Annotated in this window: 19 protein-coding genes and 4 pseudogenes; 13 read left to right on the top strand and 10 right to left on the bottom strand. The window is 48.1% G+C overall.

The window, feature by feature from the left end; genetic code table 11:
- Positions 1–15: 15 nt before the first annotated feature.
- The 4 genes from WG891_RS07245 to WG891_RS07230 all read left to right on the top strand — a co-directional run bounded on the left by WG891_RS07245 (position 16) and on the right by WG891_RS07230 (position 4,157).
- A complete protein-coding gene (locus WG891_RS07245; protein ID WP_182074750.1) occupies positions 16–441 on the top strand; it encodes a TIGR03751 family conjugal transfer lipoprotein in 426 nt (141 codons plus the stop codon).
- Positions 441–3,296: a conjugative transfer ATPase gene (locus tag WG891_RS07240; protein ID WP_337262224.1), complete on the top strand. Its 2,856-nt coding sequence runs from the start codon at positions 441–443 to the stop codon at positions 3,294–3,296. Before WG891_RS07245 ends, WG891_RS07240 begins: the two co-directional genes overlap by 1 nt.
- The gene (locus tag WG891_RS07235) at positions 3,293–3,697 is read left to right on the top strand and encodes an acetyltransferase (RefSeq protein WP_089181310.1); all 405 of its coding nucleotides are present in this window, start codon (positions 3,293–3,295) and stop codon (positions 3,695–3,697) included. Before WG891_RS07240 ends, WG891_RS07235 begins: the two co-directional genes overlap by 4 nt.
- 148 nt (positions 3,698–3,845) lie before the next feature.
- Positions 3,846–4,157 carry a hypothetical protein gene (locus WG891_RS07230; RefSeq protein ID WP_157800472.1) on the top strand — a complete coding sequence of 104 codons (312 nt, stop codon included), beginning with the start codon at positions 3,846–3,848 and terminating at the stop codon, positions 4,155–4,157.
- Here the strand turns inward: WG891_RS07230 and WG891_RS07225 are convergent.
- Positions 4,151–4,957 carry a DUF4225 domain-containing protein gene (locus tag WG891_RS07225; protein ID WP_089181309.1) on the bottom strand — a complete coding sequence of 269 codons (807 nt, stop codon included), beginning with the start codon at positions 4,955–4,957 and terminating at the stop codon, positions 4,151–4,153. The genes WG891_RS07230 and WG891_RS07225 overlap by 7 nt on opposite strands.
- A 196-nt stretch (positions 4,958–5,153) precedes the next feature.
- Here WG891_RS07225 and WG891_RS07220 point away from each other — a divergent pair, with 196 nt between their 5' ends.
- The 5 genes from WG891_RS07220 (at position 5,154) to WG891_RS07200 (ending at position 9,955) form a co-directional block, all read left to right on the top strand.
- Positions 5,154–5,558 carry a TIGR03757 family integrating conjugative element protein gene (locus WG891_RS07220; protein ID WP_060558333.1) on the top strand — a complete coding sequence of 135 codons (405 nt, stop codon included), beginning with the start codon at positions 5,154–5,156 and terminating at the stop codon, positions 5,556–5,558.
- 73 nt (positions 5,559–5,631) lie between these two features.
- On the top strand, positions 5,632–6,567 hold the full coding sequence (locus tag WG891_RS07215; RefSeq protein ID WP_337262284.1) for a TIGR03756 family integrating conjugative element protein: 936 nt from the start codon (positions 5,632–5,634) through the stop codon (positions 6,565–6,567).
- A gap of 10 nt (positions 6,568–6,577) precedes the next feature.
- A complete protein-coding gene (locus WG891_RS07210; RefSeq protein ID WP_171887616.1) occupies positions 6,578–8,059 on the top strand; it encodes an integrating conjugative element protein in 1,482 nt (493 codons plus the stop codon).
- A gap of 16 nt (positions 8,060–8,075) precedes the next feature.
- Positions 8,076–8,447 carry a hypothetical protein gene (locus WG891_RS07205; RefSeq protein ID WP_089181306.1) on the top strand — a complete coding sequence of 124 codons (372 nt, stop codon included), beginning with the start codon at positions 8,076–8,078 and terminating at the stop codon, positions 8,445–8,447.
- Positions 8,444–9,955, top strand: coding sequence for a conjugal transfer protein TraG N-terminal domain-containing protein (locus WG891_RS07200; protein WP_100395935.1), 1,512 nt, complete (start codon positions 8,444–8,446; stop codon positions 9,953–9,955). Before WG891_RS07205 ends, WG891_RS07200 begins: the two co-directional genes overlap by 4 nt.
- Before the next feature lie 35 nt (positions 9,956–9,990).
- Here the strand turns inward: WG891_RS07200 and WG891_RS07195 are convergent, their stop codons facing one another.
- Both WG891_RS07195 and WG891_RS07190 read right to left on the bottom strand, forming a co-directional pair.
- Positions 9,991–10,392 carry a hypothetical protein gene (locus tag WG891_RS07195; RefSeq protein ID WP_089181304.1) on the bottom strand — a complete coding sequence of 134 codons (402 nt, stop codon included), beginning with the start codon at positions 10,390–10,392 and terminating at the stop codon, positions 9,991–9,993.
- Between the two features lie 59 nt (positions 10,393–10,451).
- Positions 10,452–10,688, bottom strand: coding sequence for a hypothetical protein (locus WG891_RS07190; RefSeq protein ID WP_100395936.1), 237 nt, complete (start codon positions 10,686–10,688; stop codon positions 10,452–10,454).
- A gap of 111 nt (positions 10,689–10,799) precedes the next feature.
- Here WG891_RS07190 and WG891_RS07185 point away from each other — a divergent pair, with 111 nt between their 5' ends.
- On the top strand, positions 10,800–11,486 hold the full coding sequence (locus tag WG891_RS07185; RefSeq protein ID WP_100395937.1) for an SOS response-associated peptidase family protein: 687 nt from the start codon (positions 10,800–10,802) through the stop codon (positions 11,484–11,486).
- A gap of 262 nt (positions 11,487–11,748) precedes the next feature.
- Positions 11,749–11,877, top strand: a pseudogene (locus WG891_RS27010) (IS3 family transposase); the annotation flags it as partial.
- Positions 11,878–11,928: 51 nt separating this feature from the next.
- Here WG891_RS27010 and WG891_RS07180 read toward each other — a convergent pair.
- The 5 genes from WG891_RS07180 to WG891_RS07160 form a co-directional block, all read right to left on the bottom strand.
- A complete protein-coding gene (locus tag WG891_RS07180; protein WP_337262223.1) occupies positions 11,929–12,171 on the bottom strand; it encodes a hypothetical protein in 243 nt (80 codons plus the stop codon).
- Complete coding sequence (locus tag WG891_RS07175) at positions 12,168–13,337, bottom strand: MFS transporter (protein ID WP_337262222.1); 1,170 nt, start codon at positions 13,335–13,337, stop codon at positions 12,168–12,170. The genes WG891_RS07180 and WG891_RS07175 overlap by 4 nt, the downstream gene beginning before the upstream one ends.
- Entirely contained in the window at positions 13,315–14,760 is a 1,446-nt protein-coding gene (locus WG891_RS07170; RefSeq protein ID WP_337262221.1) for a class I tRNA ligase family protein, read from the bottom strand. Before WG891_RS07170 ends, WG891_RS07175 begins: the two co-directional genes overlap by 23 nt.
- Positions 14,760–16,064: a KamA family radical SAM protein gene (locus WG891_RS07165; protein ID WP_337262220.1), complete on the bottom strand. Its 1,305-nt coding sequence runs from the start codon at positions 16,062–16,064 to the stop codon at positions 14,760–14,762. The genes WG891_RS07170 and WG891_RS07165 overlap by 1 nt, the downstream gene beginning before the upstream one ends.
- A 61-nt stretch (positions 16,065–16,125) precedes the next feature.
- Positions 16,126–17,544: a hypothetical protein gene (locus tag WG891_RS07160; RefSeq protein WP_337262219.1), complete on the bottom strand. Its 1,419-nt coding sequence runs from the start codon at positions 17,542–17,544 to the stop codon at positions 16,126–16,128.
- Between the two features lie 381 nt (positions 17,545–17,925).
- Here WG891_RS07160 and WG891_RS07155 point away from each other — a divergent pair, with 381 nt between their 5' ends.
- A complete protein-coding gene (locus WG891_RS07155) occupies positions 17,926–19,095 on the top strand; it encodes a MalY/PatB family protein (RefSeq protein WP_337262218.1) in 1,170 nt (389 codons plus the stop codon).
- Between the two features lie 44 nt (positions 19,096–19,139).
- Here the strand turns inward: WG891_RS07155 and WG891_RS27005 are convergent.
- Both WG891_RS27005 and WG891_RS07150 read right to left on the bottom strand, forming a co-directional pair.
- A pseudogene (locus WG891_RS27005) lies at positions 19,140–19,219 on the bottom strand (integrase); the annotation flags it as partial.
- A 6-nt stretch (positions 19,220–19,225) separates the two neighbouring features.
- Positions 19,226–19,592: pseudogene (locus tag WG891_RS07150) on the bottom strand (DDE-type integrase/transposase/recombinase); the annotation flags it as partial.
- Between the two features lie 201 nt (positions 19,593–19,793).
- On the opposite strand from WG891_RS07150, the pseudogene WG891_RS07145 reads away from it, so the two are divergent.
- Positions 19,794–19,982, top strand: a pseudogene (locus WG891_RS07145) (SOS response-associated peptidase family protein); the annotation flags it as partial.
- Positions 19,983–20,439 lie beyond the last annotated feature (457 nt).

The raw sequence follows: 20,439 nt of genomic DNA, 5'->3' as shown, positions 1-20,439 counted from the left end.
AAGAGAATGATAATCATGCGGAAAAATCTATTTAATCGAGTCCTGGCCACTGCTGTCATCGTCAGCGTCATGGCGCTGGCCGGCTGTTCAACGTCGAAAGAGGAAATGCTGCCACCGGGCGACAGCTCGATGCTGGAATTGTGGCAGGGTGAGGATGGCGGCGGAACGGCGCGCAATGCGGTGGCGGCGCGCGACAGCCTGCGCCGGCCGCTCACCGAGCGCGAAAGCCAGGCAACAGCCGCGAGCGATCGCAGCTACAGCCGCACGCAGGAAAGCGAAATCAGCCAGCAGTTCCCGCGCCTGCCGAATCCCGATCTTGTGATGTACGTGTTCCCGCACCTGGCGGATGGCAACGCGCCGGTGCCGGGGTACAGCACCGTGTTTCCTTTCTACAGCCAGGTGCAGTATGCGATGCCGGGTGAACGGACGGAGGCTTACTGATGCGGTTTTCCCTGTTTGATAAAAAGCGCCTGGCGCGAAAAAAGCCGGCAGCTGTTGCCCAGGACGCACTGAACGTGACCGAGGACGGTGTGCCGCTGTCTGTCGACGGCCGTGAGCCATTACGGCGCCAGGGCAAGATGACGGTAAAGGATGAGCAGCAGGTGTATCACGCCAATCCGTCCATCGTTGATTACCTGCCCTGGGCGGAGTTTCTCGACCGTGAGCAGTGTATCCTGCTCGATGACGGCGTATCTGTCGGCGCTGTGTTTGACATCACGCCGGTGGCGACCGAAGGGCGGACGGACGATCGCCTGGAGCAGATGCGTGACACGGTTGAGGATGCCCTGCAGGACTCGTTTGACGAACATGATGAAAACCCCTGGATCGTGCAGTTCTTCTGCCAGGACGAGAACAATGTCGAGGCGTATATCGACAGGCTGCGACAGTATGTCAAACCCCACGCGCAGGGCAGTGCGTTTACTGAAGACTGGTTGAAAGAGACTGAGCGCCATCTGCGCGGGATTGCCCGTCCGGAAGGCCTGTTCAAAGATACGCTGATAACAGACCAACCGTGGCGTGGGCAGCAGCGACGGACCCGCATGGTGGTCTATCGCTGGATTGGTAAGAGCAATCATGATCCGATGCCACCGATTGCCATGCTGAATCAGACCTGTGAGCGCGTGACCGGGGCCCTGGCCGGTGCCGGCGTTGCCTGCGTGCGCCAGAACGGGGCGCAGGTCCATGACTGGTTGCTACGTCATTTTAACCCCAGCCCGGAGTGGGTGGATAAAGAGACGCTGTACCGCGATGCCGCCTATTTTGACAGCCGTGACACGCCGGAAGGCGCGATGCCGGTGCAGAATGATTTTGCCGAAACCCTGCTGTTCACCCCGCCCGTATCCGATCCTGATCACGGCGTATGGTGGTTCGATAACCAGGCGCATTGCGCCATTCCGGTCGAGAAACTGCGCCGTCCGCCGGAGCCGGGCACAATCACCGGTGAAATGAAACGCGGCGAGAAGAAAATCAATGCGCTGATGGATCTGTTCCCGGAGGGGACGATGGTGTGCATGACGATTGTGGTGCAGCCTCAAGACACGCTGGAAAACGATTTTAACCGGCTTGCCAAAAATGCCGTCGGTGAAAATACTGAATCTGGCCGCGTGCGCCAGGACGTGGCGCAGGTGAAAGAGTACCTGGGCAATCGCCACAAACTGTACCGTGCCGGTATCACCTTCCTGCTGCGCGCCGGCGATCTGACCACGCTCAATCACAAACGTGTCGAGCTCACCAACGTGTTGCTTGGCGCCGGCCTGCAGCCGGTTCGCCCGGAGTTTGATGTGGCGCCGCTCAATACCTATCTGCGGGCGTTGCCGATGTGTTTTAACCCGGAGACGGACAAGAAACACTGGTACACCCGCCTGACCTGGGTACAGCATCTGGCCGGCCTGTTACCGGTGACTGGCCGCGAAACCGGGACCGGTCACCCCGGCATGAGCTTCTTCAACCGCGGTGGGGATACGCTGACGTTTGACCCGCTCAACAAGCACGACCGGAGTCAGAATGCGCACATGCTGTATTTTGGTCCGACCGGCGCGGGGAAATCGGCGACGTTGTGCGCGACCCTGTCGCAGCTGATGGCAATACACCTGCCGCGGCTGTTTATTGCCGAAGCGGGGAACTCGTTCGGACTGCTCGCCGATTACTTCGAGAGCCAGGGGCTCAGCGTCAACAAGGTGAGCATCAAGCCGGGCAGTGGCGTCTCGTTGCCGCCGTTTTCCTACGCGCACAAGCTGGTCGAAGACGAATTAACGACGCTGGCCCTGGATGAAAATGACCTGCCGGACATCGATGCCGATGACGACGAGGATGAGGACAAGCGCGATTACCTGGGGGAAATGGAGATCTCGGCGCGCATGATGATCACCGGCGGCGATGCGAAGGAAGAACATGAACTGAAACGCGCCGACCGCGCGATGATCCGCGAGGCGTTGCTGATGGCTGCGCGGCAGACCTATGACGAAGGGCGGCAGATGTTGCCGGCAGACCTGCAGAAGGCGCTGTATGCCATATCCAAAGACGAAGGGAGTGATATCCGTAATGAGCAGCGCCGGGCCAAAGCGGCGGAAATGGCGGAGTCGCTCGGGATGTTTACCCAGGCCGGCAGTTTTGAAGCGGAGCTGTTTAACCGCGAAGGCAGCCTGTGGCCAGAGGCGGATGTGACCCTGATTGACCTTGGGCATCTGGCACGTGAAGGCTATGAGGCGCAGATGGCGCTGACGATGGTGAGCCTGACCAACACCATCAACAACATTGCCGAACGGGACCAGTACTCGGAGCGGGATATCGTGTTCGCGGTGGATGAGGCGCATATCGTGACGGTGAACCCGCTGTTGGCGCCGTACATGACCAAAATCGTCAAAATGTGGCGTAAGCTCGGCGCCTGGCTGTGGCTGGCCACGCAGAACCTGAAAGACTTCCCGGATATTGCCGAGAAAATGTTGAATATGGCGGAGTGGTGGGTTTGTCTGACGATGCCGCCGGAGGAGGTCAACGACATTGCCCGCTTCAAGGCGCTGACCGAGGAGCAAAAGGCGGTGCTGCTGTCGGCCAGCAAACTCTCCGGCTGTTATACGGAAGGTGTGGTGCTGTCGAAAAAACTCGAGGCGCTGTTCCGTGCAGTACCGCCGAGCCTGTACCTGGCGCTGGGGATGACCGAAAAAGAAGAGAAGGCCGAACGCCGCGCGCTGATGCAGGAATTTGGCTGCAGCGAGCTCGAGGCGGCGCGAAGGGTAGCGCAAAAGCTTGACCGCCTGCGCGGCCTGGCGGCGAACGGGGAGGCACGGGCTGCATGATGACCCTGAAATATCCTGAACCGGTTGTGCGTTCTCAAGACCTGGTCATTCGAGAACCGGCGTTGTTTACCCTTCCCCCGCAGGGGGTGGCTACCCTGAGCGCAACAGATGCGCAGGGACTCGACACGTTCTGTACGGCTATTCGGGCTCGGTTGTCAGGGCCAGTTCGGCTTACCGCCCACCCGCATCGCATCGGGAGTCGTACCAGTGTGGCTCTGCATCTTGAGGGGCGACTGGGGCGTTGCATCGATGTGCTGATCACGGTGACCGGCAGTACGTTGTGGCCTCAGCCGGAAGAGTATGATCACCCGCGCTGGTATATCACCGTGCCAGACGCGGCGGATGTGGTGTACCTGCTTCTCCACCTGAGCGAGCTGTGTGAGCGATTTAGGGTTAACTGATAACACTGCAGAAGTTAACGAACACTTCATACTATCTGGTATCTGAGCCAATTTTTGAGAGTATGTTTTCATTTGATCATCGGCCCTCTGGCCGGTTTTTTTTTATCCGGATAGCGGTATACTATTCGCTATTACAGGAGGAGATGACGTGGCGATAACTGAAGAAGCATTATCGAAGTCAGGTTTTACGACGAAAGATATACAGAAGCTCCGAAATAATAGTGCCAATTATGGTTCAACTGTAGATGTCATTGTTTCAGACCTGGCGAAGCGGTTCTTGATCAATGTCTGGGTGACGTTTGGGGTTGTTTTGGTGTGTTTGATAGCGCTGATTCTGGGGTCTGTTGACAGCGCATTATCTGGTGTGTTTGCCGGTTTATTCGTTTTAGCCATCGGTTGGTTAACTGTTCCGGCTGGCCTGGCATATAAATCCTGGCGTTTCAGAAAACGGGCTCAATGAGCTGAGTCTGTTGTCGTTGTCATTAAATCGAATACAACTTTTGCCTTAAGTCCATAGCCTACTATTTTCATTGTCAACATAGGTCTGTTCATGGTTTCGACCTTGCGATAAAAATCAGTCGGTAGATAGTGGAACAGCCGCCATGTTCCAGGTCTTCTGAGTAATCCGAATATGCTGTAAGCGTTAGCTGTGAGGGTTACTGCTTTAAAAGCACCGAGACCACTATCTCGGCTGAATCCCATAAACTCAGCGGTTGCCATGACACCATTAGCGAGGATCCCTTCAGAATCAGGTTTGCTTTGTACTTGCTGATCGAATTCTCGTGAAAGCGTATTGAAGCCATCAGCGATAAGTATTACTCCCGCCATGACGCCGATAGGGGTTCCTGTCGCTGCTATTGCAAATCCACCTACAACTTCCAGACCGGCCAGGACGACGTTAACTGCCGTGATGGCATAACCCACGACTTTGTTGTTTTCCTTGATAAATTCTACCTTTGCATACAGTTTGGCGGCCTTTGTTCTGAGTAAGCGATCTTGCTCGAGAAGATTTTCATTTTCTGCTCTTAAGTTCTTTAAATAGGAAATTCCTTCCTCTTCAGATTTTGCCTGGCGAGCAAGATAAAATTGCTGTGATATGAAGGATTTAATATCTTCCATGAACTTGATTTTTGTGAGCCCATCCTGAAGATGGTGAGACGCAACGGTATTCGCGGTATTAATGAGTTTTCGAGCTTCCAGATTAATCATGGTTGCTGACCAGGCGTTAGTCCGTTGTCCTGTAAGCAGTGAAATATCCATTTATACCCTCATAAGCGATTTGTCATACCGTCGACCAAAATCATATAACAAGGTCTACTCAATTGCATAAATTCTTGCAGCATAGATTCAGCGTTAGCGTAGTAAAATTATCGCAATCCAATAAAGACTTCTTTGCTGTCTTTCTGAGCGCTCCATAGCACCCTGTGTGGATTCTATCCACGCAGGAGTGCACGCCATGAAAATCAGCACGTTGCTGACGTTGTTTCCTCTGCTGATGCCGGCATCGGTGCTTGCCGGCACGGTACTGTATACCGATTCCCACCATCCTCCGACGAATAATGATGCTTCCGTGACCGTGATTTATCTTGACGGTCCGGAGCAGTTGCAGACGCAGCTCTTCGGCGCACTGTCGTCGAACCCGGATGAAGCGCAGCGGCAGGCGCAAGCCGTACTGCAGTCACCACAATGGCAGGCGCATGAACAGGAGCTGGCGACGGTTTACCGTGCGGTGGTGCGCGCCTGGGAACTGGGCGTCAAAAAAGTCCCCGCGGTCGTGTTTGACGATCGGGATGTGGTGTATGGCACCGCTGATATCGCCCGGGCCACCGCGTTGCGCGCGAAGTCACTGGAGGGCCAGTGACATGCAACGATTTCCCTTGCAGTTGGCGTCTTCCGGACAACCCCGGCTGACCCTTAAATCCCTCGGTGTAGCCATGATGCTGTCTGCGGCCGGCGTGCCGGCGGCGAATGCCGCGCTCAACAGCGCACAGATTGTTGCCAGTGCGGTGTCGCAGTCCTGCATCAGCTGGCGCGTCAGCGGTATTTGCTACTGGTTGTTCTGCAGTTGGGGCGGCTGCACTGTCCGAACTTCGGTCAAAGTTAGCCATTTCATCCCGGAGGCGGTGGTGTCGGCGTATAACACCCCGGGAGGCAATCCGTGGCGTGAGATGTCGATGGTCAGTCAGTCCGCCGGCGGACTCGAGAGCAGTATCACCAGCGCACTGGGCGGTGTTGCTGCCGGCGGCGGCAACAATGAGCTGAAAACGCCTGGGCAGCGCAAAACCAACCTTCACTTCAAGTATGCCGATGCCATTGGCCATCCGGCGACGACCCTGATTGGCGGCAGCATTGCCGGCTATTCGTGCCGCAGTGCGGCGACCCCCTTCGTGCCGTATTTCCTCAGCACGCTGGACAGCCTGGCATGGCGTACTGGCATGCCGGAATCATTGTATCCGGAGGCGTTGATCCCCGGTCAGCGCGAGGTTGGTAGTCAGGCAGCCGCGAATATGTGGGGCAACGTCTATCCCCGTTCGGGATTTGTGACTCAGGTTGATGACGACAAGGCGGGTGCTCTGGTGGCACAGCGTGTGGCGGACATCATTACTCGAACTGGTCAGCCGCACGTCTACCAGCCCCTGATGGGCCAACGCTCGGAAGGGTACTGGCCACCAGGTGCGGTTCAGGAAAATACCGGAACCAGCAACCACAAATGGCAACGCCTGGCACCTCAACTGAGCCAGTCCTGCGCTGTGTTCCCGGACGGTGAACATCCGCCGGCCGCGGATGGGAACGCTGCCTTTGCCCTGTGGCAACCCTATAGCTGCTGCCAGCGCCGCGGGCAGCGTTTCCTCTACAGCACAGATTTCTGAGGCATAAATGATGAATAACACGATGAATAAATCTCTCCGGGGACGGCGCAGCCTGCTGTCTCTGTTGGTTGTCAGCAGTATGGCATTGGCCAGCGTGAATGCGCACGCTGACGACAATGACGATAACGGCACCCTGTTTGGCATTTCACTGCCCCAGGTGAATGACAGCAATATCGGTTACGGGAAGAACGCCAGCGGCGCGGTCTCGGACAAACTGTTCTATTCCCTGGGCGGAGGCTCGGTGATATCGCAGCCGGCTACGCGTGGCAATATGCAACGCCTGGGGATGAACCTGGGCTGGAGCTCGGATTTGATGTGCGGAAATTTCGACCTGAAGAGCACCATCGGTAACCAGCTCAATGGCGTGACGGACGGGTTCAAGAGCCTGATGGGTAACGTTATTCAAGGTGCTACCGGTGCGGTAGCCAGTCTGCCGGCGATGGCTATCCAGCGTGCTAATCCAGGCTTGTATGAAATGCTGACCAACGGGGTATTGCAAGCCAATGTGGCATTCGACAAAGCCCAGCTCAATTGCCAGAACCTCTCCAAACGGATGATGGATATGGCGGATTCCGGCGGCTGGAGCCAGGCGGCGGCGATGGAGGAGGCCAAAAGCCTGATCAATAACGGGGATGCCGATGCAGTGCGGTCGATGAATGCCACCGAGAAAGTAACCGGGCAATCCGGCCAGACCTGGATCGGTGGGCAGAAGCGCGGCGGCGCCGGTCAGCCGGCCATCAAACCGACGCACGATCTGGCTGCAGCCGGCTACAACATGATGAATGCGTTGCCGGTCACCAGCACCTCCAGCGTATCCGGCAGCAGCTGTACCGGCGGTGCCTGTACCAAATATGCCAGCAGTGAAGAAGCGGCAGCCGCTGTGGTGAAGGTGTTGGGCGACACCTCTCTGCGCACCTGCAAGGACGCCGCGCAATGCACCAGTGGCGAAGGGACCGAACAGCCAGGCAGCACCGTAGCCGGTACGGGTTTTGCGCCGATGCTGGAAGAGGCGACGAAAACGAATAATGAGCAGTTGGCCAAGCTGGTCAATGGGGCAGAAAAACCCACCGCGGGCAACCTGGCCAAACTCAAGACAGGTAGCCTGGCGGTGACCGCCGGCGTTATCAAGGCACTGCAGCGCGATCCGGATAATGCCGCCCTGGTTGGGCGCCTGGCCAGTGAACTGGCGATGGCGGATACCATCGAAACGGCCTTTATCATGCGGCGCATGATCACCACCGGGATGTCTGAGCCGAATGCCTCTGCGCAGAAAGTCGCGATGGAAGAGGGTGATCGGCGTATCGAGGCGCTGGATCGTGAGATCACGGCGCTCAAGAACGAGATGGAGATGAAGCGTGAAATTGCGCGTAACGCGGTACTGACAATCATCGACAGGGAGAACAATCGGGCGGAAACCAACCCGCAGCGTCAGTCGGTTGACAGCCCGGATACTAAATTCAACCAGCTGGCCGTGCCGGAAAGCGACCAGTAATTGTGAGGATGAATCAATGACCGGAACAGAGAAAAAAGCGGTGACGCCTACCAGGAGGCGCCGGTTTGGTCTGCGGGCAAAGCGTGTTCTGCAGATGTTGGGCATGCTGGTGATAGCGATGATAGTCGCGCTGGGCATGGCTCACTGGGGTGTCAATCACCCGGGAGAGAGTGCCGCGCTGCGTGACTGGGTGCACAGCACCCGTTATGGCTGGCTGAGCTGGCGCCTGGCGCTTTACGCGGCGCTGGCCTGGGGGTTCTGGAAAGTCTGGCATGCGCCGGGCTGCAAACCAGAATACCGGCAACCCCTCAAACGCATGGCCATCGCCTGCGCGGTATTTTCCCTGGCCTGTGAATACAGCCTCTTTGGTGGAGGGCTGTCGTTATGATGACCAATAGCTATCTGGAGTATTTCCTGACGTTGCTTGGCTGGCTGATTAACAATGGCCTGTGGGAGCTGCTGGTCAGTACGGGGCTGTTTGTGCTGCCGTTGCTATTCAAGGTAGTGGCCATCTGGCTGAGGGTGCGTGAGGAAGGGGAGGATGAGGGCAACAAAGGGATGCTGTCTCTGCCACGCATCGAAAACCTGCTCTACGGGGCATTTTTTGTGATGCTAGCCTGCTGCCTGCCGCTGATGAATGTCAGCCTCGACACCATCAAGTACGACAGCAGCCGGGCGGCGACCTGTGGCACCTGGACGCCGAAGAAGCCGGATGAAACGGGCTACGCCAACATCATGTCGAGCCTGAATGGCCAGACGGCGAAGGTGCCGGTGTGGTGGTTATTGATGCATAAGCTGTCGAAGGGGATCACGTCGGCGGCCGTAGCCACCATTCCGTGCAGGCCAGATCTGCGGCAGGTCCGTTTTGAAGTCCAACACAGTCGGGTCAACAACCCGGCGCTGGCGAAGGAACTGCAGGACTTCACCAACGACTGCTACGCGCTGGCATTATATACCTGGCAGAACCGCGACCAGGGCCAGACGACGGACAAAGCCACCCTGCGTGACATCGAGTGGCTGGGGTCGAAAACCTTCCTGAACGGCGGGTACTACAACAACCTGCAGTCCAAAACTCCGCGTACCAGTTTCCCCTGGAATGAGGGGCGGGACAGTGGCCGGCCAAACACCGGACGAGGGGGATATCCAACCTGCAGCGAGTGGTGGTCATCTGGCGAAACGGGGCTGGAAGCCCGCGTGGTGAAACAGGTCGATCCGGGCGTCATGCTGCGGATGTCTGCCGCGCTGAAGATGATGGGGCAACCTGATGCGGACTATAAAGAGGCGGTGGTGCGCCGCCTGGTCAGTCCGGATAACCTGACGGTCTCCCAGGGCGGACGCGCTTATGCCGGTTACGGAGGCAATGCAGACTTTACCCTGGACAACTCGGTTAACCGGCTCGCGTCGCTGGGCGGAACCGCGCTGGGGAGCCTGGCGGCGTACCCGGCATTTGATGCGATGCGTCAGGCACTGCCGATGGTGCAGGCGGTGCTGCTGATGGCCGTCTACATCATGGTGCCGCTTATCCTGGCGTTCGCTGCCTACGAGTACAAGACGGTGATTACGGTGACGTTCGTGGTGTTTGCGCTGAATTTCCTGACATTCTGGTGGGAACTGGCGCGCTGGCTGGACAGCTGGTTACTGGAGGCATTGTACAGTTCGGACTCGCACAGCCGCTGGAATGTGGCCGGGTTCCAGAATAGTGCCGATGACCTGATTATGAACCTAGTGATGGGCTGTATGTTTATTGTGTTGCCCATCGTTTGGATGGGAGCGTTGTCATGGGCTGGTGTAAATGTTGGCCATGCTATTGCTTCCGCAGTGAATAGCGGTACAGAAACAGCCAAAAACACTGGGGGGAAAGTTGGTGATGCTGTAACAAATAAAATTACCCGATAGCCGAGACTAACTGACCGAGAAAAACAGCACCTCGGTCAGTTATCGCTAGGAGATTTATACGGAGCCCCGTCATATTCGTTGTTCATTACAGCACTTTCGTATGCATAGTCCGATGAATTTTTGGGGGTTTCCAGGCTATTGTTTTCATGGGTAACTTCACCCGAAAGGTTTTGCCCAGCGTTTTGAAGAATGAATGCGAACGCCCAAATAAAAAGCATACTTCCAGCAACGAGAAGTCCCCCGAACAGCATAGCTGTGACCGAACCGATGAGAGCGATTACAATCGGAACATGGCCTATCCAAGCAGGAAGCCTGTACTCCCGTACCTTAGATACGCAAAGCCGATCCCATTTCATAATCACATTTTTCAGACGACGCCACTTACGGGCAGCCCGTATACCTTGCTGGTAGGCCTGTTGATCTCTGGCTTGGGTCATAATGCCTCCATACGCCTGCTTAGCCATTTGGCCACTATAGCTTAAATAACAATCAATGGCTATTTGCCTGACTCCGTAGGTGGCTGATGCACACCATTGCCTTTCTGACTCCGCCCAGACAAAACATAGCCGATAAGCATCAGTACGGCGACTGCCGCACTAATTATTGAAAAGGCTAGTACAGGCATGGATGTCCATGCCTCATTTTGCGTCACTTGCCCGACAAACATGAGAAAAAAAACGATGGCCAAGAATGCAAATATCACTGTAAACGCGATTAATTGTATTTTGTTCATAATCACACTTCCATGTTGGATTAGATTTCCACTCGTGCGCCCATCTAAGTGCGGTATGCCAACATGAACTATAAACTATACTGTACATATTGATCACAGCAGGAACGACTAATGTGTGGCCGCTTTGCGCAATTTCATAGCCGTGACGAGTTTCTGGCTGCATTGCAGTTGGAAACTCAGGTGATCGCTACAGACGGGTGGATTCTCCGATATAACATAGCCCCTGGTACTCAAGTTCAGGTCATTCATCACAATAATGAGCATGTACAGCTGGCGCCGGTTAATTGGGGCTATGCACCGGCATGGTGGCACGAACAGGGAAAACCGCCGCTCATCAATGCCCGAGTTGAAACTGCGGAGCACAGTCGAATGTTTGCTCCGCTCTGGAAGTATGGCCGCGCGGTGGTGCCGGCATCGGGCTGGTACGAATGGAAAAAGTCGCCGGACAATCCGCGGTTGAAGCAGCCCTATTTTATCCGTGGCGCTGATCGCCAGCCGTTGTTCTTTGCGGCGCTGTACGCAGCAGATAGCGACGGCAGCGGCAGCTTTGTCATTATCACGGCCGCCAGTCATGCCGGCCTGGCGGATATTCATGATCGACGTCCTCTGGCGCTGCCGCCGGCCGCCGCGCGTGACTGGCTCAATACCAGCTTAGTTCCGCCCTCTGGCCTTATGCAGGCTGACGTGTACAGCCTGCAAGCGGAGGATTTTTCCTGGCTGCCGGTCTCGCCGGCTGTGGGCGCCGTTCGTAATGACAATCCCTCACTTATCCTAGCCATCGATACACCAATGGTCTGAGCTGCGCGTTATCCACCGTTTTGGTGGATATCATGTGTGCAAGCACACATGAAGAACGTCAAAAGCTGCAGAAAAAATCACTCAGAAAATTATTATATTACGTCGGATCGCGTGACGAGACCCGGTTTCTGGCTTGCGTGTGCGCACGTTTCGTTTATGATTCACTGTATATATATGTACAGTTTACGCCGGGAGACCGGTAGAGATCAAGGGGTGAAAGTCCCCGACCATTGAAAGACCAGCTATACGTTCGGGCCACGGACGGATGTATCCGGCGACGATAAGAGCTGACCAGGGGCCGGAGTTCACCTGCCGCGCACTGGAGCAATGTGCTTTTGATCATGGTGTTGAGCTGCATAAAAAAGTTATCGGAGCCTTCGTTGAAAAATACATGTTCTACTAATTGGGAGCATGCCGTTTTTTCGGTAAGCGAATTGTGCCACTACTGAATTGACATTAAATGGTGCTCCAGGTAAGGAATTAATTGTTCCAGCAGGTTACTATTAGTTTGGGTTAAAATAAGTTCTTCCCAGCCATCTGTAGAAAGAATAAAAACCGTTGAGAGAATTATGGTCATTTTATCAGTGCTAACTGATGATCTATATCCATTCACTTTGAATATACCTAACTCAGTATGTATTCTGTTTATTTTGAATGGTAAAAATGATGTAGGTAACTTCATCATAACTCATCCGTTAAGGGCATAAAATAGAAAGATATAGTAAGAAATAGTGTAAATGCTAACGTCATATAGAAGAGTGAATCGTAACCGATTATCTGATATATAGCTCCACCCATAAGACCTCCCACACATAAAGCTCCCCAAGAAAAAAGTCTGTAAACAGCATTAGTCCTCGAGAATATACCTTGAGGTATTACTTTCTGTCTATAGGTTACAGCAATGCAGCCCCAGCACCCCATACCACATCCGAGAAAAAAAACTGATATAAGCATTATATGAATAGTATGATCCAATACTAGAATAATGCTAGAGAGAAATGTAAAACACAATGAAATAAATAGCAATTTTCTTGTTGAAATAATTTTTGAAACTATAGGGGTCAGAGATGAAGCTAAAACGAACCCGAGAGAGTTTAGTGCATAGAACAATCCAGTGAACAACTGCGGATCATTCACCTGTGACGAGATTATCATCGGGAAAACTGAGAATAAACAAGATATAACTAAACAAAAAGCAGCAGCATAGATACATAAAATCCTCAGTGATACATGACTTAACAGGAATTTCAATCCGTGCATAATTTCATTAAAAGCATTTTCTTTATTTTCCCTATTATTTATTGGAATGTCATTCATAAATGAAAAGAGCAATAAAGATAAAGAGTATGTAGTGATCGCGAAGTAAAGCAGCGTATTGTTATAAGGTTTAAAAATAAATGCACCAACGATTGGCCCAATAAAGAAAACAAAAAAATATTCCATTGACTGAAGTTTGTTATTTATGTTAACTAATTCATTTTTTTGATAGAGACTTAAACTAATAGTTTGAGTTGAGTTATCAACAAATACCTCTGTGGCTCCAAAAATTAGCGCACAAAAAAGTATCATGATAATATTCATTGGCAGGGATATGATTAAAATAAGAGAAATTAGTCTGGCGGCTTTAGCTAATTTAGTTACTTTTAATATAGGATGAAAATCCAGTATGTATCCAGAAAGAAAAGACGATAGAACAGACGACAAAGTTTTTATTACATAACTTAGTGAGAAAATAATAGGGTCAGAAGTCATTGATAACATAATAAGCGGGAAAAAGATGGTCATAAGACCATCCCCAAAATTATCTAAACCTGCACTTGCGATAAATTTACCTTTTTGAATCTTTGGCATAAAATCTCACATTTTCTTTTGCAAAAGATGCAGTATTTGGAACCAATGCGCTAAAGTACCCATGAAATATTTCAACCCATAAGATTGCTGATTTCTGACAGTTTACGTAATAAATCAAAGAACAAAATTCTTTATATCTATTGTAGTATTCTTTAAAATCCAAATCAACATTGGAGAATATAGCATCTACTTTTTCAGCTATAGACAGCATTCTACTCGATAGTACATTTTCTCCTGAATCTTTTTGAGTTATTTTATTCATGCCGAGAATACCTTGCTGCAGGTCGAAAGTAAATTTTTCATGTTCAAGTAGTGATTTCAAATCCAAATTGGTATCTTCATCTCTAGAGTATACACTGCAAATATAAGTTCTTGTACTATCGGAGCTTATATTAGACGTCATAATATCATCTAGCCAGATAGCGAAATTTTTGCTCGTGGACATTTTCTGCCCATCGATGCAATAAAAGTGACTGACCCAATGTTGTCTATAAGGTGCAAAAACCTTAGAGCCAAGTAGTATACTAGGTAAGTCAATCAAGAGTAATCCTACATTATCCTTCCCATAAGCAAGAATTGTTGTCACTTCACTATCTATCGAAAATGGATTCTCACCATGATGTTCATAAAAAATATCAGAAATCATCATTTGTTCTATCAAGGTAAAGTTTCTGTTAAAAAATACTTCATCTTTTACCTCTGAATTTAGAGACATACCCCACTGGTCAATAGCGGTCCATTGGTAACAATTATTTTTCTGTTGATTTAACACATAACAAAGAGATTTTATATCATCTGATATAGGTTGACTTTCAATGTAACTCTCAAGATCCGAAAAAGGGACTGAGAGGAAAGATATCATCTTGTCTTTCCAAGTTATTCCTTGTGTTACGTATAATTTTTCAAAATTAAAGTCATAAATATCATTGGGGGTAATCGATATTCCGCAGCGATCGCAGGAATAGCCTTTTGTGTCATGGTGACATTTTTTACACTTGCCTGTCAGCCAATTCCCACTTAGTGGAGTGTTATCCGCCGAATAAGGATATGAAACATTCTTGGTAAAAAGATTAGGGCTGAGGTTTTTGTTTAGAGATGCAAGAATGTTTTTCGATTTCCTTATCAATTCCGGTTCTAAGTAATTGATTAATCTGTCAATATCTATATTGAAATAACTAAGTTGATCCTTAATAATGTTTTGATAGTGAATAGCCATTTCATATGTACTAACATTGTTTTTTTTTGCAGCAACACTAATTGCGTTATCATAGACATCAAAGCCACTATAAAACTCAACTATTTTTCCTCTAGGCTTGTGGTATCTTTTGAAAATATCTTGAGGTAGAAATTGTGCAGCTAAATGCCCAAGGTGAAGCCCTCCGTTTGGAGTAGGCATAGCGGAAACAAGAAGATATTTTTGCATTATCGTAACTCCTCAAATTTTTTATTTTTTATTTTTTCTATGATAGCATCAAGATTGGCTTGGTCAAAGTTTTCCATATTGACATCACTTTCTTCACCCTGAGCGATAGGGTCGAAATAGAAATAGAATTTATTTTTATCTATTACAGGTGAGCGAAAAATAGATATACCTGATTCGATATCATAGTGTCGATATGACCAAACATTGCGTTTCCCTCCACCGCCAGGGAGATCAACGACAAAGTTTGGGATATTATATCCAGATGTCGAGCCTCGTAAGAGTTCCTCCAACTCTAGAGCGCTTTTCAAGGTGGTGCGAAAGAACTCGCTTCCTGGGACTAGGTCATGCATATATATATAATAGGGTTCGATGTTTATATTAACTAATGAGTCCATAAGATCTTTAAGACTCTGGAAACTATCATTAATATTTTTCATCAGTACTGTTTGATTTCTAACTTTTATACCATGGTCAAACAGAAGGTCAGCTGCTTTTTTGGTTATCCATGTTATTTCATTCGCATGGTTGAAGTGGGTTTGAATAGAAAACTGTTTTCTCTTTTTTAGAGCGAGTGTATTCGCATCAATTATTGCACTAGCCCAACCATCTGATGATAGGAATTTAGTGGGTAGTACGGCAAGTGACTTGGTTGCTATTCTTACTCTCTTTACCGACTGTATATTTAATAGTTCAGTGAGTAATGTTTTTAGATGTTTTGCTGGGAGAGTATATACATCACCCCCGCTGACAACGACATCCTCAATATTTTCATTGTTAATAATGTAATTAATTGCATCATGCCAATTATTGGGCATTGCTACATTATGACTCTTGCTCACGGATGCCGTACTTTCGCCAACCATATAGCTTCGTGTACAGAAACGACAATATACTGGGCAGCTATGATTTGAGAGAAAAAGCACTTTATTTGGGTAGCGATGTATTATCCCCTGGACAGGGGAGTCGTCACTCTCGTTAAGTGAGTCAAGTCTCAATGCCGGATGATCCTTTTTATATTCACTAAACAAAGGGATAAACTGTTTTCTAATAGGGTCCTCATGAAAATTATCCCAGTCAATTAGTGACAAAATATATGGGCTTAATTTTATCTGCATAGGGTTTTTAGATAGAGAGAGAGTAAAATCATCAATAATTTCTTGAGGTAGTTCTTGTCGAAGAAATTCGAGTAAATTATCTCTATTTTTTATCGTGTTTTTTAACTGCCACTTTTCAGATAGGAATGTATTGCAATCAATGCCACTATAGCATTTCAAACGTTTCCAAAATTCAACTTCATTGCTCATAAATATCTTCCTGAAGTTTATTGCACGATATAAAAATATCGTGCATGGTATTTTAGAAGTTTTATTTTTTTGAGAACTCTAAGAATTCGTCCGCTCTCTTGTTTATCATGGCAATTAGGCTTGAGAGTTCATCCTTAAATTGCCTTTCAAATCCTAAAGAACTGCATTCAACCTGTGCCATACCTTCAAAGATAACTTGTGAAAATGTATCTACAAGGTTAGGTTTAAAATTCATCTCTGATAATAATTTTCTGTGAGTGCAAATATGGTCTTGCAGATGCCATCCAAGACGGTCAAGTCTAAACTTAAGCGTAACTGCTTCGGGCTCCCACCATTTTGACTTAATATCTAGCTCGCTATCCTTAATATACTTGAACTGGTTCATCATTTTTGTGTGGACGCTTTCATAATGTGAGAAAAGATCTGCTGCTGGACCAATATCTGCAGTTACTTCACCTACTTGTGCTTGATGGGTTTCAAAATCAATGATGCACTCAGGGTTGTTTTTTTCATTAACTGTATTTAGGATCTGTAAACCATGTGCGCTACCTTCACAAAGGATGCAATGGACGATGTTTTCTCGTAAACTACGCTCATGCTTAAGAGCAATAATATCTAACATCTCATCAGGAACGCCAATGAAATCTGATTGTAATTTCCTGTAGTTTTTGTGCCAATTTGATAAAATTAGGTGGGTTTTTTTATTTTTCCGGCGCGGTCCAACAGCAAGTTCAATATTATTAGAAGTTGTTATCAACTCTTGGTATATTTGGAATGAGAGTTCACGTACACAATCTGTATACCATTTCCAATCACCGTCGCCATCGGTGTAAGGCCACTCTTTCATCACTAATCTGTCTTCTATATTTCGCAGGTTATTTAACAGGCGGATAGTGGCATTTGACAATTCGCTATAATTTATTTTCGAGTCTAGAAAACTTGAGTATCCATCATTTTCTTTTTTATCGATGATAATCTTGGCTTGATTATAGGCGTTGGGATCATTATTATTCTTCGTAATGATTTTTTCCGCTATATCAGATGCTTTATCTTGGTTTTTATTGAGAAAGTGATATTTTGCAAGACCTATTTCCAATTGCGAGCGAACTAAATCTTCGTTAAATACCCCGTCATTCTCGTTATGCGTATAAGAATATCCTTTTGAATGTCTTGTTTGTCTAGGCACATAACTAAACTCATGACTACGACTACCATCATGATTTAACACCTGCAGAACAGGAGATGCTACAAATATATGATTGTTAATAAGTTTTTTATCATTCTCTGAAGGGTTAAATGAAGATACCCTGATAGGGAAATAGTTTTCAAGGATACTATCCTGGTTGTTAATGTTTTCGAGGTGTGAATCTAATTCATTGCAGCAACTCAGCTGGTCACTGTGAATAAACAACAGAACCGGCTTTCCTGATCCTTGATGCTCATTATTGTAAAAAGAGTCTGAATTCTTCCAGTTAATCATATAGATACCTCACATTAAGTTATCATTTAGTTTTCAGAGAAAACTGCAGTTCTCGCATGTGAAACAAATAATCAACAATCTGAAACATAATTAACACATAGTGATTGTGTGTCAATACGGAATCGTTAATACATTAAAGTTGTTTTTTATTTTATTGATATATAAGGTTTTTTTTGGAGATTTAGAAGTGATGTATATCTTTTGTTCTTGCACGCCGCAGAAAATGGTACAAGGAACTGATGCGATGCGATGAGGGTTACGATGTGCTAGGAGGGAATAGGTGTATATCCAAAAAAACTTCGAATCATTTGCATTTTGATGTTTCAGCTACTACATAGTTATACGTTTCTTTATTATGAAATCATTGGGGATCATAAGTATATGCAGGATTGGATTATTCAATTTTTTGATGTGCATGTTTCACGTCTCGGTACCCATTCGAGTAAATGGGATCGGCCTAATCAAGATAATGTACTACCATTTTCAGTAGCTGACATGGATTTTTATTCTCCCCCCGCAGTTATAAACTCTCTTTCTAATAACATTCGACACGGAGTATTTGGTTATCATTATGTACCAGAAGATTACTTTAACTCTATCATTGAGTGGTTTTCCCGAAGGCATAATTACAATATTTTACGCGAATGGCTGGTTTGTGCTTCAGGTGTTGATGTATCTATATCTACAATAATAAAGAGTATCTCATCACAAGGTGATGAAATAATTATCCAAGAGCCTGTTTACAATATGTTCGCCTCTTGTATTGAGAGCTCTGGAAGAACCGCCATGATTAACAATCTTATTTATCGTGATAATAAGTATTATATTGACTTTGAAGAACTTGAAATTATGGCGGCGAGGGAATCATGTAAGGCTATGTTATTCTGTAGTCCACATAACCCTATAGGAAGAGTCTGGTCAGAGGATGAAATATCTCAGTTAGGTAATATTTGTGCTAGGCATGGAGTCATTGTTATCTCTGATGAAAGTCATTGTGACATAATTTGGGCGGGTAATAAACATATTCCATTTTCAAAGCCTATAGGAAATATACTATGCAGTTCTGTAGTCTGTTTTTCACCTAGCAAGTCTTTTAATATTTCCGGTGTTAAACAAGGAGTGATGATAATCAGTAATGCTGACCTCAGAGAAAAAATAAATGATTCACTTAAAAATGATTATGCTAACGATATAAGTATCTTCGCCATTTCATCTCTAATCGCAGCTTATAATGACTCGGAATGGTGGTTGGAAGGCGTTAAGGATTATATCTATCGAAACTATAAGTTATTCCGTAAGTATATTTTTCGATACTTACCAAAGTGTAAAGTAGTGGAACTACAAGGAACATATCTAGTTTGGGTTGATATTAGTAAAACGGGATTTAACAGCGATCAAATCCTAGAGCTACTGAGAAATAATGTTGGGATAATCGTAAATAGTGGTTCTATTTACGGTAAGTCTGGCGAGGGTTTTATTAGAGTTAATCTTGCATGTAAATACAGCATGCTCAAAGTAGCGATAAGAAGATTGAAATATATGGATTTTTAGATTTTTATTAACACGATACTAAACGGTGTGTAAGCACATCCATTTTAGTTCCACACATTTTTTGATATTTCCGTTTTCTCAGTTATCAACCGGTATTCTTCCGGCCCCAGGTTATTCAGTATTCCGGGGTTAGTGATATTAGCTCCGGCCCGTTATCCATCCGTATCTTCAGCGGATATCCACGGTTTGCTACTATCCTGTCCAGCCCCGCATAACCCGCTGCGCCGGGATATTCCGGTCAATTTATATGGCCAGGGCCTCGCGGTTAAAATCATCCACGATGTTGAAAATCCGAAAACGTCGGCCACATGTCAGCACTCGTGCATAAAATCAATCGATCAGCTTTGGTTGAGTGCTGCCGACGTTTCTAGCGGAACTGGATTGCGTACCGGGATACGTTGCTTCCCCTTGCGGCGAAAATTGAGCTTCAACACGCAGTAAATCCGGTGAACACGCTTATGATTCCAGACGTTACCCTCCCTGCGAAGTACCTGAAAAGCGTCTTAAATCCGAATACATAGGAAACTGTTAGCGTCACCGGCGACCCTGGCCTAATGGCGTTCTCTTGTAACCCATACTGTCGCCTGTATTGTCATTTTCCAAGCGGACTCCGTAAATAGCTAAAAAAATTCCATGCTAAGGATGCATTTTTCAGTAACATCAAATGACGCGGGAAGAGTATCTTTCTCTCCTCGCCAATTCTGAGCGAACGCGACGAACAGCTGCAGCTCGATCCGGTTCACTGGGGTTACGCGCCAGGGTGGTGGGATAAACCGCCATTGATTAATGCCCGGGTTGAGACAGCAGCCAGCAGCAGGATGTTTAAACCTCTTTGGCAGCACGGTCGGGCGATCTGCTTTGCTGATGGCTGGTTTGAATGGGTGCGACGTGAAGTCGCATAAGTGATTGTTCGGAATATATATTATTACCGAACCTGCCGTCCCATCGGCAGTACCCTACGAGGTAGGGCGGACTGGTAACAGGCCGTCCAAAAGCCCTCGGACAATGTAGCCTTTACCATTTGGTAAGTGCCAGAATCGTGAGAAAACGGCATGCCTGCGAGCATCAACGCGGGTCGGAGCTAGGGTGAGTGGCATGGTTAGCATATGCGAACCTCGTTTACTATCGTCAACCATGAAGGGCCCAAAGATGCTGACAGGGCTCGATTGCGGTCGGAGCGGATGTCCCATTCTCATCCGCCATGGGCAAAGTGACCGCCGGTAGCGTAAGAGGAACCTAAACCATTCTTGTCATTTATGCGGAACATGGTAAGCCCAAATAGCTCCTTATTAAGGAAGCTTCACCGCAAGGTGAAGTGATAGCTATGTGGGTAGAGGATCGGGG

Origin of the sequence: Serratia sp. MMO-28, from assembly GCF_037199905.1 — a bacterium.
GTDB lineage: Bacteria > Pseudomonadota > Gammaproteobacteria > Enterobacterales > Enterobacteriaceae > Chania > Chania oryzae.
The sequence above is the reverse complement of the archived record's forward strand: the minus strand, read 5'-3'. Positions and strand labels throughout refer to the sequence as shown.

Coding starts and splice junctions, on each gene's coding strand:
- WG891_RS07245 (WP_182074750.1), top strand. CDS start 16: ATGCGGAAAAATCTATTTAATCGAGTCCTGGCCACTGCTGTCATCGTC.
- WG891_RS07240 (WP_337262224.1), top strand. CDS start 441: ATGCGGTTTTCCCTGTTTGATAAAAAGCGCCTGGCGCGAAAAAAGCCG.
- WG891_RS07235 (WP_089181310.1), top strand. CDS start 3,293: ATGATGACCCTGAAATATCCTGAACCGGTTGTGCGTTCTCAAGACCTG.
- WG891_RS07225 (WP_089181309.1), bottom strand. CDS start 4,957: ATGGATATTTCACTGCTTACAGGACAACGGACTAACGCCTGGTCAGCA.
- WG891_RS07220 (WP_060558333.1), top strand. CDS start 5,154: ATGAAAATCAGCACGTTGCTGACGTTGTTTCCTCTGCTGATGCCGGCA.
- WG891_RS07215 (WP_337262284.1), top strand. CDS start 5,632: ATGATGCTGTCTGCGGCCGGCGTGCCGGCGGCGAATGCCGCGCTCAAC.
- WG891_RS07210 (WP_171887616.1), top strand. CDS start 6,578: ATGAATAACACGATGAATAAATCTCTCCGGGGACGGCGCAGCCTGCTG.
- WG891_RS07205 (WP_089181306.1), top strand. CDS start 8,076: ATGACCGGAACAGAGAAAAAAGCGGTGACGCCTACCAGGAGGCGCCGG.
- WG891_RS07200 (WP_100395935.1), top strand. CDS start 8,444: ATGATGACCAATAGCTATCTGGAGTATTTCCTGACGTTGCTTGGCTGG.
- WG891_RS07195 (WP_089181304.1), bottom strand. CDS start 10,392: ATGACCCAAGCCAGAGATCAACAGGCCTACCAGCAAGGTATACGGGCT.
- WG891_RS07190 (WP_100395936.1), bottom strand. CDS start 10,688: ATGAACAAAATACAATTAATCGCGTTTACAGTGATATTTGCATTCTTG.
- WG891_RS07185 (WP_100395937.1), top strand. CDS start 10,800: ATGTGTGGCCGCTTTGCGCAATTTCATAGCCGTGACGAGTTTCTGGCT.
- WG891_RS07180 (WP_337262223.1), bottom strand. CDS start 12,171: ATGATGAAGTTACCTACATCATTTTTACCATTCAAAATAAACAGAATA.
- WG891_RS07175 (WP_337262222.1), bottom strand. CDS start 13,337: ATGCCAAAGATTCAAAAAGGTAAATTTATCGCAAGTGCAGGTTTAGAT.
- WG891_RS07170 (WP_337262221.1), bottom strand. CDS start 14,760: ATGCAAAAATATCTTCTTGTTTCCGCTATGCCTACTCCAAACGGAGGG.
- WG891_RS07165 (WP_337262220.1), bottom strand. CDS start 16,064: ATGAGCAATGAAGTTGAATTTTGGAAACGTTTGAAATGCTATAGTGGC.
- WG891_RS07160 (WP_337262219.1), bottom strand. CDS start 17,544: ATGATTAACTGGAAGAATTCAGACTCTTTTTACAATAATGAGCATCAA.
- WG891_RS07155 (WP_337262218.1), top strand. CDS start 17,926: ATGCAGGATTGGATTATTCAATTTTTTGATGTGCATGTTTCACGTCTC.